Raw genomic sequence first — 13,171 nt, forward strand, 5'->3', positions numbered from 1 at the left:
TGAATGAAGACGCGTCAAGCGATAGCAGCTTCAACCTGCTGGTGAAAGGCTCGATCGAGCAGATCCACTACCGGTCCGACCGATGCCGGAATTTTCGTTGCGTATGAGCACATTACGACAGTTTCCGTCCATCATTCGGAAATCAGGTATATTTCGCGCAATAGTCGAGAATTGTTCTAAAAAACCTGCATAGCCGTGCATTCATTTGCCATTCAGGTCGCTTGAGTACATAGTCTGGGCAAGTTGGCATTACATTGAAAGCACAGCACATGGCCTCTCCTCTGAGCGTCGCAGCATTGGCCGCCGGCCTGGCGGTTTCGGCGCCCTCACCGGACGATACACACACGCTTGTCCTGCGTGTGGCGGGCGATTGCAGCGCCGCAGCCCAGCAGGTCGTGGACGAGACGGGCGGCCAGCTTCTCTCCGTGCAGCCGGTGGGCAATAGCTGCATCATAACTGTTCTCGTTCAGGGTAACGGCCAGCGTCCGCGCAAGGTGACGGTAAAGGTTCCGATGTAAGCGGAATCGGCTTATCAAGGTTCCAGTGATTTGCAGCGGAAGAAGGCGAAGCGATGCGCATTCTGGTAGTCGAAGACGACGTCAATCTGAACCGGCAGCTGAGCGACACGCTCAAAGAGGCGGGATATGTCGTCGATCAGGCGTTCGACGGCGAGGAGGGCCACTTTCTCGGCGACACCGAGCCTTATGACGCGATCATCCTCGATATCGGATTGCCCGAGATGGATGGCGTGACTGTCCTTGAAAAATGGCGTGGCGCCGGCCGCACGACGCCGGTGCTGATCCTGACCGCCCGCGACCGCTGGAGCGACAAGGTGGCCGGCATCGACGCGGGCGCCGACGACTATGTGACCAAGCCCTTCCATGTCGAGGAAGTGCTGGCCCGCATCCGGGCGCTGATCCGCCGGGCGGCCGGCCATGCCTCCTCCGAAATCGTCTGCGGCCCGGTGCGCCTCGACACCAAGACTTCCAAGGCGATCGTCAACGGCGTCACCCTGAAACTTACCTCGCATGAGTATCGCCTGCTTGCCTATCTCATGCATCACATGGGCGAGGTGGTCTCCCGTACGGAACTGGTCGAACATATGTACGATCAGGATTTCGACCGAGATTCCAACACGATCGAAGTCTTCGTCGGCCGCCTGCGCAAGAAGATGGGCGTCGATCTGATCGAAACGGTGCGCGGTCTCGGTTACCGCATCCAAGCGCCGACCAATGCGAATTAAGTCTCTCACCGCACGCGTGCTGCTTCTGACCACGGTCTGGTCGACAGTGGCGCTGGTGGTGATCGGCCTGTTGATCTCGACGCTCTACAGGCGCAGCGCGGAGCGCGGCTTTCAGGACCTGCTGCGCGCGCAGCTCTACAACGTCATCAATTCCGTCACGATCGGCGATCAGGGCGCGCTGTCAGGCAGTCCGCAGCTCGGCGACCTGCGTTTCGCCCAGCCGAAGACAGGCTGGTACTGGGTGGTCGAGCCGCTCGGCACCTATACGACCGCGCCACTCGTCTCGCCCTCGCTGGGGTCTGCGACGATCCCGGTACTCTCTGTCGTCGAAGCACCCTTCGACAAGAACTATGAACGCTACTACCAGGTGACGGACGCTTCCGGGAACAGGGTACAGGTGGCCGAAACCGAAGTGGTGCTCGACACCGATGGCCGCGCCGCACGCTTCCGCGTGACAGGCAATGTCGATGTCGTGGAAGACGATGTCCGCAATTTCTCCCATCGTCTCTATCTTGCGCTGGCAGGCTTCGGCGTCGGCAGTCTCATCGTCAACGCTCTCGCCATTCTCTACGGCCTCAAGCCGCTGGATAAGGCGCGCGCCGCTCTCGAGCGCATCCGCGCCGGTGAAAGCGAGCAGTTGAAGGGTGATTTCCCGCGCGAAATCCTGCCGCTTGCCAATGAGGTCAATGCGCTGATCGACAGCAACCGCCGCATTGTCGAGCGGGCCCGCATGCAGGTCGGCAATCTCGCCCATTCTCTGAAGACGCCGATTGCCGTGCTGCTCAATGAAGCGCGCGTGCTGGAGCGCTCGCATGGCGACCTCGTGCGCAATCAGGCCGAGGCCATGCAGGGACAGGTGCAAACCTATCTCAACCGCGCGCGCATCGCCGCCCAACGCGAATCCGTGCTTGCGCGCACCGATGCCGAACCGGCGCTCGAACGGCTGGTGCGTGTCATGCGTCGCCTGAATGTCGAGACCGAGTTCGAGCTGATCGTCCAGCCGCCGCATCTCGCCGTCGCCATGGAACAGCAGGACCTCGAGGAGACGGTTGGCAACCTCCTCGAAAACGCCGCCCGTTTCGCCAAGAGCAAGGTGCGCCTCTCGGCAGTCGAAGCCGGTGACGACGTGAAGGGAACGGAAGCCAGCGCCCGCAAACATTGGGTGGAGCTTGCCGTCGAGGATGACGGTCCGGGGTTGGAGCCTGACCAGATCCGCGAGGCACTGAAACGCGGCCGGCGCTTGGATGAGAGCAAGCCCGGAACAGGCCTTGGTCTCTCCATCGTCACGGAAATTTCCAATGAATACCAGGGTCGGCTGGAACTCTCCCGCGGAGAGTGGGGCGGGCTCAAGGCCAAGCTTATCCTGCCGGGTGTGACAAAGGATGTTGCATGAGCAACTGCTTGATGTCACAAAGATAGTGGCAAATGTATAGCATGCTTTGCCTTAATGCTGACACGGGGACTCTGCACTTCGATCGGCTGTTATTTCACCCCTGATCGTGGTTCGATTGCAATGACTCTACGTTCGCAAGGCATGATCGTTTCTTCCCTTCTCGTCGCCGTTGCGCTCTCTGGCTGCACGACGACGAAGGGCGCCACAACGCGCGGTCTCTTCGGCGGCAAGCCCCCGGCTTCCGCTGCTTTCATTTCCGCTTTGCAGGGTGGCATCGTCGGCCGCACCGGTGTGGAACTCAGCGACAGCGACAAGCAGCGGGCGCTGGAAGCCGAATATCGCGCCCTGGAAGGAGCCGCCGTCGGCCAGCCGGTCACCTGGACCGGCCGAGACGCCAATGGCAGCGTCGTGGCCGCAGCGCCCTATCAGGTCGGTTCGCAGAACTGCCGCCAGTACACCCATACGGTCACTGCCGACGGCAAGGATACGCTGGCGCGCGGTGTCGCCTGTCGCAACGAAAACGGCACCTGGTCGCCGCTCGGTTGATCTCTTTTTCCCGCTATCCTTGCGGCCAAAAGCCTCAAATCTTCGTCAACACGGCATTGGCAGTTGGAATGAGGGCGCGCTTCAAGTATTTGGGCCAATATGCTGTTCTGGATTCTCGTGGCCGTCCTGACGGCGGCCGTTGCCGCCATTCTGCTTTACCCTCTTTTGCGTGGAGCAAAGACGGTGGAGGATACGCACGCCGGTGAAGTGGCTGTCTATCGCGATCAGCTTCGCGAACTCGACAGGGATCTCTCGGGCGGTCTGATCAGCGCCGATGAGGCCGAATATGCGCGCGCCGAAATCGGCCGGCGGCTGATCGCCGTTTCCGGTGCTGCTCCAGCCGAACTGCGCAAGCCCGCGCGGCATCACCGCTTGACCGAAGCCTTCATCGTGCTGCTCCTGCCCGTCATCGGGCTCTGTCTTTACATGAATACCGGCAGGCCCGACCTGCCGTCGCAGCCGCTGGAGGCGCGGCTTGCCAATCCCGGCAATGATATGGCCGTCCTCGTCGCCAAGGCGGAACGGCATCTGGCGCAGAACCCTGACGACGGCAAGGGCTGGGATGTGCTGGCGCCGATCTATTTCAGCACCATGCGCGTTTCCGATGCCGAGACCGCCTATCGCAACGCTATCCGCCTGCTCGGCCCGAGCCCCGCGCGTCTCGACGGTCTTGCCGAAACGCTGATGGCGGTCTCAGAAGGCGTGGTGACGGAAGATGCGCGCAAGCTGCTCGAACAGTCGCTCTCCCTCGAGCCGAACAATCCGCGTGCACGTTTCTACATTGCCCTGAGCATGGAGCAGGCGGGTCAGCCGGAAGAGGCGCGGAGCGCTTTCGAGACATTGGCGAAGCAATCGCCTGCCGATGCCCCCTGGCTGCCGCTGGTCAACGAGCACATCGCCAAGAATGGCGGTCAGGCGGCAGCACCCGAGGCCCAGCCCGCGGCGCCGGGCGGCCCGACTTCCGAGGATGTGGCCGCGGCTGAGACGATGAGTAGCGGCGACCGGCAGCAGATGATCCGCGGCATGGTGGAAAGCCTCGATGCGAAGCTGTCAGCTGATCCCAACAATTTCGAGGGCTGGATGCGTCTCGTCCGCTCTTACGCCGTATTGAACGACAAGGATCGCGCTGCAGGCGCCCTGAAGCGCGGGCTTGCAGCCTTCCCGGCATCAGGCGATGAGGGCAGGCAGCTGCTGGCGCTCGGCAAGGAGCTCGGCATCGCGACGGAGGGATTGAGCGAATGACGCGCAAGCAGAAACGCATGGCGGTGATTGCCGGCGGCATGGGCTTCATTGCCGCCGCCGTGCTGCTCGTCATGTTCGCCTTCAGCCAGTCGGTCGCCTATTTTTACATGCCCGGCGATCTCGCCAGCAACCCGATCGCACCAGGCACCCGCATCCGCCTCGGCGGCCTCGTGGGCGAGGGCAGCGTCATGCGCGGCGAGGGCTCGGTCGTGCGTTTTGCCGTGACGGATCCGAGCGGTCAGATCGTCAATGTCCGCTACCAGGGCATCCTTCCCGATCTCTTCCGCGAAGGGCAGGGGGTGGTGACCGAGGGCGCGTTCGAGACAGGCAGCAATGTCTTCACCGCCGATACCGTGCTTGCCAAGCATGACGAGACCTATATGCCCAAGGAAGTCGCCGACAGGCTGAAGGCCCAGGGCCTCTGGGAAGAGGGCAAGGGGGCCGCACCGCAAGGCGAGGCGGCAAAGGGCCAGGAAGCCCAGGGACAACAGACAAGGGCAACGCCATGATCATCGAGATCGGCCACTATGCGCTGGTTCTGGCGCTCGCAACGGCAATCATCCTGTCGCTCGTGCCCGTCATCGGTGCAAGGCGCGGCGATCAGGCGATGATGGATGTGGCGCCGCTCGGCTCGGTCCTGCTCTTTGCCCTCGTTGCCTTCTCCTTCGGCGTGCTGACCTATGCCCATGTGGTTTCCGACTTCTCCGTCCAGAATGTCTGGGAGAATTCGCATTCGCTGGTGCCGCTGATCTACAAGTACTCCGGCGTCTGGGGCAATCACGAGGGATCGATGATGCTCTGGCTTCTGATTCTGGCGCTGTTCAGCGCGCTGGTCGCGATCTTCGGCCGCAATCTGCCCGATACGTTGAAGGCCAATGTGCTTTCGGTCCAGGCCTGGATCTCGGTCGCCTTCATCCTCTTCATCCTGTTGACCTCCAATCCCTTCACCCGCCTCGATCCGGCGCCGGCCGAGGGCAAGGATCTGAACCCGGTGCTGCAGGATATCGGCCTCGCCATCCATCCGCCGCTCCTCTATCTCGGTTATGTCGGCTTTTCCGTCTGCTTCTCCTTTGCGGTTGCTGCCCTTCTCGATGGCCGCATCGATGCCGCCTGGGCGCGCTGGGTGCGGCCCTGGACGCTCGCTGCCTGGACCTTCCTGACGCTCGGCATCGCCATGGGCTCCTACTGGGCCTATTACGAACTCGGCTGGGGCGGCTGGTGGTTCTGGGATCCGGTGGAGAACGCCTCCTTCATGCCCTGGCTTGCCGGCACCGCACTCCTCCACTCGGCCCTCGTCATGGAAAAGCGGGAAGCGCTGAAGATCTGGACGGTGCTGCTTGCCATCCTGACCTTCTCGCTGTCGCTGATGGGCACTTTCCTGGTGCGCTCCGGCGTCCTGACCTCGGTCCATGCTTTCGCGAGCGACCCGAGCCGCGGCGTCTTCATCCTCTGCATTCTGCTGATCTTCATCGGCGGGGCGCTATCGCTTTTTGCCTTCCGTGCTCCGCTTCTGTCGGCCGGCGGTCTGTTTGCGCCGATCTCGCGTGAGGGCGCGCTCGTCGTCAACAACCTGATCCTGACGGTTGCCTGCGGCACGGTGCTGACGGGTACGCTCTATCCGCTGGTGCTGGAGACGCTGACTGGCGACAAGATCTCCGTCGGCCCGCCCTTCTTCAACCTGACATTCGGCCTGCTGATGGCGCCGCTTTTGATCATCGTGCCCTTCGGCCCGCTGCTCGCCTGGAAACGCGGCGATCTGCTCGGCGCGTTGCAGCGCCTCTATGTCGTGGCCGGTCTCGCTTTCGTCGCAGCCCTCGTCTTCTTCTATATCGAACATGGCGGCCCGGTCATGGCAGTGATCGGCCTTGCCGCCGGCCTGTTCCTGATCCTTGGCGCGGCGGCCGACCTCTGGTATCGCGCCGGCATCGGCAAGGTGAAGGCTGATATCGCCTGGCGCCGTCTGACCGGCCTGCCGCGCTCGGCCTTCGGCGCCGCGCTTGCCCATGCCGGTCTTGGCGTCACCGTGCTCGGCATCGTCGCCGTGACCACCTTCCAGACCGAACATGTGGTCGAGATGAAGCAGGGCCAGTCGACGGAGGCCGGCGGCTACAGCATTCTCTTTGACGGCATGCGGCCGGCAACCGGCCCGAACTACACCGAGGATCGCGGCCATTTCTCGATCCGTCGTGGTGGCGCCGAGGTGGCCGATGTCTGGTCTGCCAAGCGGCTCTACACTGCCCGGCAGATGCCGACGACGGAGGCCGGTATTCTCACGTTCGGCCTCAGCCAGCTCTATGTCTCGCTGGGTGACGCGACGAAGGACGGCGGCATCGTCGTGCGCATCTGGTGGAAACCGTTCATCCTCTGCATCTGGGGCGGGGCGCTCATCATGGCCTTCGGCGGCTTCGTCTCGCTGACCGACCGGCGCCTGCGCGTCGGGGCTCCGAGCAGGAAGGCAAAGCCAGCAAAACCAGTGGCACCTGCCATGGAGCCGGCGGAATGATCAGGCGTTTCCTCCTCGTCCTGACGTTGATCCTGGCGGCCGCACCGGCCTTCGCCGTCAACCCGGACGAGATGCTCTCCGATCCGGCCCTCGAAGCGCGGGCGCGAACATTGTCGGCCGAACTGCGCTGCATGGTCTGCCAGAACCAGTCGATCGACGATTCCAATGCCGACCTCGCCAAGGATCTGCGCCTGCTGGTGCGCGAGCGCATTACCGATGGCGACAGCGACGAGCAGGTGCTGAACTACATCGTCTCGCGCTACGGGGAATTCGTCCTGCTGAAGCCGCGCTTCAGTCTGCGCACGCTGTTGCTCTGGGGCGCCCCGGTGCTGCTGATCCTTGCCGGCGGGGTTTCGCTCATCGTCTTTGCCCGCAAGCGGGCTGGAAAGCCAACTGGCAGCAAGCTGACGGCAGAAGAGCAGGCAAGGCTTGCCGAATTGCTTGAAAAATAGCGAACCATCCCGCCGCAGCGGCAGCGGAATGGCGATCCTCACGCTTTCCGGTATGGAAACAGCGCCCTGACCACGGGATCACGCAGCCACGACCCGCCCCACATGAACAGCCCGAGATAGATGCTGAACAATATATGGCTGAAGAGCGGGCTTCCGGCCCGGATCTGCGTGGCCATCGCGCCGCCGAGCAGCCCCATCATCAGCACCGCGCCGAACACGCTGGTCTGCGGGAGGAGGTAGAGCACGAGGCAGGTAAGCTCGATCAGGCCGATCATGAGTACATAGCCATTAGGCCAGCCGAGCGCGGTCATGGTTTCCTCCGCGACCGGCAGGCCCAGAAGCTTGGGTGCGATCGATGCGCCGAACATGAAGAGTGCAAAAAGCCCGGTCAGCACGCGCCCGGTCCAGATCATGGCCTTCTTGCTCATTGCCGGTCCGTCGGGATCGTATTGACCATCCAGGGCGTGCCGAAGCGATCGGTGAACATCCCGAAGCCCGGCGACCAGAAGGTCGCGTTGAAGGGCATGGTTATCTTGCCGCCTTCAGAGAGTGCGTCGTAGACACGCTTCGTTTCCGCCGCATCCTGGCTGTGATAGGTGGCGCTGAAGCCGCCCATGTCCTCTTGATATCCGGGAGGGGCGTCACAGCCCATTAGCGACTGGTCGCCGACATCGAGCCAGGCATGCATGATCTTGTCCTTGAAGGACGGATCGATCGGCATGTCGCCGGGCGCTTCTGCGAATGTGAACATGCCGTTCAGCTTGCCGCCGAGCACTTTGGCATAGAATTCGAAGGCCTGACGGCATTCGCCTTTGAAAACGAGATTCGTCACGAGTTTCATGGTCATCACTCCCTTTGATTTCCCTGATTTCCAATCCAGCTTTCCAGCCTGCCGAAGGTGCTTTCCCAGCCATGTCTGTGTCCGGCAAGGCTCTCTTCGGATTTCAGCTCCGCATGGGTGAAATCCATGCGCGTGCGGCCCTCGGCCAGTTCCTCGAAGATAACGGTCACCAGGGTTATGACCGGCTCGCCGTCCTCGTGCGAATCCTCCCATTGGAAGGTGAAGGACAGGCGCGAGGGTTCCTCGATTTCCCTGTAGACGCCGCTCTGCCACAGCAGCCGGCCATCCTCGGCGTTTTTCAGGCAAGCCCGATAGGAGCCGCCCACACGTAGATCCTGCACGACGCTGACCGCCGGCCACTCCACCGGACCAAGCCAGGCGACGACCATTTCCGGCCGGGTCCAGGCGGCCCATAAGAGGGCGCGGGGTGCATTGAATATCCGCTGCATATGCAATGTGGGGCGCGACAGCTGATCGGCCATGGTATTCCCCTTGTGATGATTGAAAATGCGGGTCGGCGATCAGTTGCTGGGGCCGCTGTCGTCCGCCTTCTGGATATTTTGCAGGTAGCCATCCAAGCGGTCGAAACTCGATTCCCAGAAGCGCCGGTATTGCTCCAGCCAGTCGGCGATGCTTTTCATCATGTGCGGTTCGAGCCTGGCCGGTCGCCATTGGGCCTCCTTGCCCCGGCTGATGAGGCCAGCCTTTTCCAGCACCTTTAGATGCTTGGAGACGGCCGGAAGGCTCATGTCGAAGGGAGCGGCGAGTTCGTTGACCGAAGCCTCGCCTTCGGCCAGCCGTGCGATGATGGCCCGCCGCGTGGGGTCCGCAAGGGCCGCGAAAGTGGCGCTTAGAGTGTCGGTTTGCATGAAGGGCCTCGTATGTAACTCTATGGTTAAATATAGGGTCCAACCTTGATTGTCAACCGATCGGTTAAATAGAGAGCCGCGAGTTGACCTTGTCCGACATGCAACCAAAAGAATGTTGGTACATTACGAATTTTTCATGGGCTGGACAGTTCGTAGTAAGGTGCGGCGTCCTATATCTCGGTCCATCACTGATCCGGCATCGCCGGAAAGAGGGTCTGAAAAAAGAGAAGGAGCTCTTATGCTGAAAAATTTCCGCGGACGTCCGTCCCTTAAAACGGTGCTTCAGGCATCCACCGTTGCAGGTCTGGCAGCCGCCGTTCTTGCAACCGGTATCCCTGTCGAGATTTCCCGTTCCTATGCCGAGGCTGTCAATGTCCAGTCTCCCTCGGTTCCGAGCTTCGCCAATGTCGTTGACGCCGTTTCCCCGGCCGTAGTTTCCGTTCGCGTCGAAAGCCGCGTCAAGCCGGCCTCCGACGATGGTGATGGTTTCTCTTTCGATTTCAACGGCCGCGGCTTTGACGATCTGCCCGACGCCCTGAAGCCGTTCTTCCGCCAGTTCGGCGAGCAGGGCCACCAGGGCCAGAACCAGCAGCGCCGCTTCGGCCAGCCGGGCGGCCCGGGCCGTCTGCGTCCGGTCGCTCAAGGCTCCGGCTTCTTCATTAGCGAAGACGGCTATATCGTCACCAACAACCATGTCGTTTCCGATGGCACCGCCTTCGTCGCTGTCATGAACGATGGCACCGAGCTCGATGCCAAGCTGATCGGCAAGGACCCGCGCACCGACCTCGCCGTGCTGAAGGTCGATGGCAAGGGCCGCAAATTCACCTACGTGAACTGGGCCGATGACAACAAGGTCCGTGTCGGTGACTGGGTCGTCGCCGTCGGTAATCCCTTCGGTCTCGGCGGCACGGTCACGGCCGGCATCGTTTCGGCCCGCGGCCGCGATATCGGCTCCGGCCCCTATGACGATTACCTGCAGGTCGATGCGGCCGTGAACCGCGGTAACTCGGGTGGCCCGACCTTCAACCTCAATGGCCAGGTCGTAGGCATCAACACCGCGATCTTCTCGCCGTCGGGCGGCAGCGTCGGCATCGCCTTCGCGATCCCGGCTTCTACCGCCAAGGATGTCGTCGCCGACCTGATGAAGGACGGCACGGTTTCGCGCGGTTACCTCGGCGTGCAGATCCAGCCGGTCACCAAGGATATTGCTGACTTCCCTCGGCCTCTCCGAAGCAAACGGCGCTCTTGTCGTCTCCGCTCAGGAGGGCACGCCCGGCCAGAAGGCGGGCATGAAGACCGGTGACGTCGTCACCGCCGTCAATGGTGAGCCGGTCAAGGATGCCCGCGATCTCAGCCGCCGCATCGGTGCGATGACGCCGGGCAGCAAGGTCGAGCTTTCGGTATGGCGTTCCGGCAAGGCCCAGTCCGTAACCGTCGAACTCGGCACGCTGCCGGCCGATCAGCAGGCTTCCGCTGGTGACGACAACGACCAGCAGGAGCAGGCCCAGCCGCCGGCTTCCGAGAAGGCGCTTGCCGATCTCGGCCTGACGGTCGGCCCGTCGGATGACGGCAAGGGCCTAGCCATCACCGGCATCGATCCGAATTCGGATGCTGCCGACAAGGGCATCAAGGAAGGCGAAACGATCACCTCGGTCAACAACCAGGAGGTCTCCAGCGCCGACGATGTCGTCCGCGTCATAAACCAGGCCAAGAAGGACGGCCGCACCCGCGCGCTGTTCCAGATCCAGTCGAAGGACGGCAGCCGTTTCGTCGCCCTTCCGATCAACGGTCAGGGCTGATCTTCCAGCCCCGGAAAGCTGAAGCCGCGCAGGAGCAAATGCTGCGCGGCTCCGTTTCACGAGCCCGCGAATTCTTCACGGCCGCCTAATTCTTCGATTATGCCAAATTCTTCAATTATGAAGGACGCCCGCAATGACCTCCCCACAACAGGAAGACGCTTTGAGCCTTGCCGAAAAGCAACCGGCGGGTAATGTCGGCCGCATGAAGATTCTCATTATCGAAGACGATCTGGAAGCGGCGGTCTATCTTACAAAAGCCTTTCGCGAGGCGGGGATCGTTGCCGACCATGCTAGCGACGGCGAAAGCGGTCTCTTCATGGGGTCGGAAAATACCTACGACGTCATCGTCATCGACCGCATGCTGCCGCGCCGCGATGGTCTCTCCGTCATCAGCGAGCTGCGCCGCAAGGGCATCCATACGCCCGTTCTCATCCTCTCGGCGCTTGGCCAGGTGGACGACCGCGTGACCGGTCTGCGCGCCGGCGGCGACGACTACCTTCCGAAGCCCTATGCCTTCAGTGAGTTGCTGGCCCGCGTCGAAGTGCTCGGCCGCCGCAAGGGCACGCCGGATCAGGATGTTGTCTATCGCGTCGGCGATCTTGAGCTCGACCGCCTGTCCCATGAAGTCCGCCGCGGCGGCAAGGAAATCCCGCTGCAGCCGCGCGAATTCCGCCTGCTGGAATATCTCATGAAGAATGCCGGCCAGGTGGTGACCCGCACCATGCTGCTCGAAAATGTCTGGGATTACCATTTCGACCCGCAGACCAATGTTATCGACGTGCATGTCTCGCGCCTGCGCTCCAAGATCGAGAAGGACTTCAGCCAGCCGCTGCTGAAGACGATCCGCGGCGCGGGTTATATGATCAAGGATGAGGGATGAGCCGTTTCTGGGTTCTCTTCAAGTCCACTGCAGTCCGTCTTTCGGCCCTATATATTCTGCTCTTTGCAATCTGCGCCGCAACGCTCGTCTTCTACGTGACGGCGATGTCCGAGCGGCTGCTGTCCGGTCAGATCCGCGACGCGGTCGCCCAGGAAGTGACGCAGGTACAGCGCGCCTATGATGCCGGGGGCATGAACCTTCTCCTTCGCACGATGGAACGACGCGCTCGTCAGCCTGGCGCCAATCTCTATCTGATCGCTGGTCCCTCGGGCGATATCCTTGCCGGCAATGTCGCCTCTGTGCAGCCGGGTGTGTTCGAGGAACAGGGCTGGACGTCGGTGCCCTTCTCCTATCAGCGCTACACCGATAGCGGAGTGGTCGGGCATACGGCGATTGCCAACATCTTCGTCCTCGACAATGGCCTACGGGTGCTGATCGGTCGCGACCTTGGCGAGCCGGAACGTTTCCGCGTGCTGGTGCGTCAGGCGCTGATGATCGCGCTCGCCATCATGGGCCTCGGCGCCATCATCATCTGGTTCGGCATCGGCCGGAATGCCTTGAAGCGCATCGACCGCATGTCGGATGCCGGCAAGAAGATCATGGCCGGCGATCTCTCGCAGCGCCTGCCGGTCGGCGGTTCCGGCGATGAGTTCGACCGCCTTTCCGTCTCGCTGAACAACATGCTGGAGCGGATCGAAAAACTGAACGAGGGCTTGCGGCAGGTTTCCGACAATATCGCCCATGACCTGAAGACGCCGCTGACGCGCCTGCGCAACAAGGCCGCAGATGCGCTCGATATCGAGGATGGCGAAGTCCGCCGCAGCGCGCTGGAAGGCATCATCTCCGAATCCGACCAGCTCATCCGCACCTTCAACGCGCTGCTGATGATCTCGCGCGTGGAAGCCGGTTCCGTTGCCGCCGAAATGTCGCCGATCGAACTCTCAGCCATCGTCGCCGACAGCGCCGAACTCTATGAGCCGGTGGCCGACGAGGCGGGCATGGCACTGAACTCCGAGATCGAGCCCGGTATCGAGATCCAGGGCAATCGCGAACTGATCGGCCAGGCGATCTTCAATCTGCTCGACAATGCGATCAAATATTCCGCCGATACCGAATGTGCGGGTTCCGTCTCGGTGAAGCTTCGCCGCCGTCCTGATGGCATCTGCCTGTCCGTCGCCGACCACGGGCCGGGTGTCCCGCCCGATCGGCGCGAGGACGTGCTGAAGCGCTTTGTGCGCCTGGACGAAAGCCGCTCGAAACCCGGCACCGGACTTGGCCTCTCGCTGGTCGAAGCAATCATGGAGCTGCATGGCGGCACACTGGAGCTTTCCGATACCGAGCCCGGCAATGCGGAACGTCCCGGCCTCACCGTCAGCATGGTTTTCCCCGCAAGGCCTGCCTGA

At 62.2% G+C, this 13,171-nt stretch carries 14 protein-coding genes and 1 pseudogene; 11 read left to right on the forward strand and 4 right to left on the reverse strand.

Translation table 11 applies throughout. The annotated features are described in order from the left end of the window. The first annotated feature begins 269 nt into the window (after positions 1-269). The 8 genes from LVY75_15360 (at position 270) to LVY75_15395 (ending at position 7,379) form a co-directional block, all read left to right on the forward strand. On the forward strand, positions 270-518 hold the full coding sequence (locus tag LVY75_15360) for a hypothetical protein (GenBank protein ID XAZ24582.1): 249 nt from the start codon (positions 270-272) through the stop codon (positions 516-518). A gap of 53 nt (positions 519-571) precedes the next feature. Beyond that, the gene (locus LVY75_15365) at positions 572-1,243 is read left to right on the forward strand and encodes a response regulator transcription factor (GenBank protein ID XAZ24583.1); all 672 of its coding nucleotides are present in this window, start codon (positions 572-574) and stop codon (positions 1,241-1,243) included. Continuing rightward, a complete protein-coding gene (locus LVY75_15370) occupies positions 1,233-2,636 on the forward strand; it encodes a HAMP domain-containing histidine kinase (GenBank protein XAZ24584.1) in 1,404 nt (467 codons plus the stop codon). Before LVY75_15365 ends, LVY75_15370 begins: the two co-directional genes overlap by 11 nt. Before the next feature lie 120 nt (positions 2,637-2,756). Beyond that, positions 2,757-3,182 (forward strand): hypothetical protein, encoded by a 426-nt coding sequence (locus LVY75_15375; protein XAZ24585.1) that lies wholly within the window; start codon positions 2,757-2,759, stop codon positions 3,180-3,182. Between the two features lie 99 nt (positions 3,183-3,281). Next, positions 3,282-4,424: a c-type cytochrome biogenesis protein CcmI gene (gene ccmI, locus LVY75_15380; GenBank protein ID XAZ24586.1), complete on the forward strand. Its 1,143-nt coding sequence runs from the start codon at positions 3,282-3,284 to the stop codon at positions 4,422-4,424. Beyond that, positions 4,421-4,933 (forward strand): cytochrome c maturation protein CcmE, encoded by a 513-nt coding sequence (ccmE, locus tag LVY75_15385; protein XAZ24587.1) that lies wholly within the window; start codon positions 4,421-4,423, stop codon positions 4,931-4,933. Before ccmI ends, ccmE begins: the two co-directional genes overlap by 4 nt. After that, positions 4,930-6,927, forward strand: a complete 1,998-nt coding sequence (locus LVY75_15390; protein ID XAZ24588.1) for a heme lyase CcmF/NrfE family subunit — start codon at positions 4,930-4,932, stop codon at positions 6,925-6,927. The genes ccmE and LVY75_15390 overlap by 4 nt, the downstream gene beginning before the upstream one ends. Further along, positions 6,924-7,379 carry a cytochrome c-type biogenesis protein CcmH gene (locus tag LVY75_15395; GenBank protein ID XAZ24589.1) on the forward strand — a complete coding sequence of 152 codons (456 nt, stop codon included), beginning with the start codon at positions 6,924-6,926 and terminating at the stop codon, positions 7,377-7,379. Before LVY75_15390 ends, LVY75_15395 begins: the two co-directional genes overlap by 4 nt. 38 nt (positions 7,380-7,417) lie before the next feature. Here the strand turns inward: LVY75_15395 and LVY75_15400 are convergent, their stop codons facing one another. From LVY75_15400 to LVY75_15415, 4 genes are read right to left on the reverse strand one after another with little or no spacing between them, the layout of a single operon-like run. Beyond that, positions 7,418-7,807 (reverse strand): DoxX family protein, encoded by a 390-nt coding sequence (locus LVY75_15400; GenBank protein XAZ24590.1) that lies wholly within the window; start codon positions 7,805-7,807, stop codon positions 7,418-7,420. Further along, complete coding sequence (locus LVY75_15405; GenBank protein ID XAZ24591.1) at positions 7,804-8,220, reverse strand: VOC family protein; 417 nt, start codon at positions 8,218-8,220, stop codon at positions 7,804-7,806. The genes LVY75_15400 and LVY75_15405 overlap by 4 nt, the downstream gene beginning before the upstream one ends. A gap of 5 nt (positions 8,221-8,225) precedes the next feature. Further along, entirely contained in the window at positions 8,226-8,702 is a 477-nt protein-coding gene (locus tag LVY75_15410) for an SRPBCC domain-containing protein (protein ID XAZ24592.1), read from the reverse strand. A gap of 39 nt (positions 8,703-8,741) precedes the next feature. Beyond that, complete coding sequence (locus tag LVY75_15415) at positions 8,742-9,089, reverse strand: metalloregulator ArsR/SmtB family transcription factor (protein XAZ24593.1); 348 nt, start codon at positions 9,087-9,089, stop codon at positions 8,742-8,744. Positions 9,090-9,327: 238 nt separating this feature from the next. Between LVY75_15415 and LVY75_15420 the strand changes: the two are divergent. From LVY75_15420 to LVY75_15430, 3 genes and pseudogenes are all read left to right on the forward strand, one after another. After that, positions 9,328-10,888 (forward strand): annotated as a pseudogene (locus LVY75_15420) (Do family serine endopeptidase). A gap of 202 nt (positions 10,889-11,090) precedes the next feature. After that, positions 11,091-11,768, forward strand: coding sequence for a response regulator transcription factor (locus tag LVY75_15425; protein XAZ25729.1), 678 nt, complete (start codon positions 11,091-11,093; stop codon positions 11,766-11,768). Then, positions 11,765-13,171: a HAMP domain-containing histidine kinase gene (locus LVY75_15430; GenBank protein XAZ24594.1), complete on the forward strand. Its 1,407-nt coding sequence runs from the start codon at positions 11,765-11,767 to the stop codon at positions 13,169-13,171. Before LVY75_15425 ends, LVY75_15430 begins: the two co-directional genes overlap by 4 nt.

Source organism: Sinorhizobium sp. B11, assembly GCA_039725955.1.
GTDB lineage: Bacteria > Pseudomonadota > Alphaproteobacteria > Rhizobiales > Rhizobiaceae > Rhizobium.

Bases quoted from the DNA above. Each gene is read 5' to 3' on its own strand.
- LVY75_15360 (XAZ24582.1), top strand. From the start codon at position 270: ATGGCCTCTCCTCTGAGCGTCGCAGCATTGGCCGCCGGCCTGGCGGTT.
- LVY75_15365 (XAZ24583.1), top strand. From the start codon at position 572: ATGCGCATTCTGGTAGTCGAAGACGACGTCAATCTGAACCGGCAGCTG.
- LVY75_15370 (XAZ24584.1), top strand. From the start codon at position 1,233: ATGCGAATTAAGTCTCTCACCGCACGCGTGCTGCTTCTGACCACGGTC.
- LVY75_15375 (XAZ24585.1), top strand. From the start codon at position 2,757: ATGACTCTACGTTCGCAAGGCATGATCGTTTCTTCCCTTCTCGTCGCC.
- ccmI (XAZ24586.1), top strand. From the start codon at position 3,282: ATGCTGTTCTGGATTCTCGTGGCCGTCCTGACGGCGGCCGTTGCCGCC.
- ccmE (XAZ24587.1), top strand. From the start codon at position 4,421: ATGACGCGCAAGCAGAAACGCATGGCGGTGATTGCCGGCGGCATGGGC.
- LVY75_15390 (XAZ24588.1), top strand. From the start codon at position 4,930: ATGATCATCGAGATCGGCCACTATGCGCTGGTTCTGGCGCTCGCAACG.
- LVY75_15395 (XAZ24589.1), top strand. From the start codon at position 6,924: ATGATCAGGCGTTTCCTCCTCGTCCTGACGTTGATCCTGGCGGCCGCA.
- LVY75_15400 (XAZ24590.1), bottom strand. From the start codon at position 7,807: ATGAGCAAGAAGGCCATGATCTGGACCGGGCGCGTGCTGACCGGGCTT.
- LVY75_15405 (XAZ24591.1), bottom strand. From the start codon at position 8,220: ATGAAACTCGTGACGAATCTCGTTTTCAAAGGCGAATGCCGTCAGGCC.
- LVY75_15410 (XAZ24592.1), bottom strand. From the start codon at position 8,702: ATGGCCGATCAGCTGTCGCGCCCCACATTGCATATGCAGCGGATATTC.
- LVY75_15415 (XAZ24593.1), bottom strand. From the start codon at position 9,089: ATGCAAACCGACACTCTAAGCGCCACTTTCGCGGCCCTTGCGGACCCC.
- LVY75_15425 (XAZ25729.1), top strand. From the start codon at position 11,091: ATGAAGATTCTCATTATCGAAGACGATCTGGAAGCGGCGGTCTATCTT.
- LVY75_15430 (XAZ24594.1), top strand. From the start codon at position 11,765: ATGAGCCGTTTCTGGGTTCTCTTCAAGTCCACTGCAGTCCGTCTTTCG.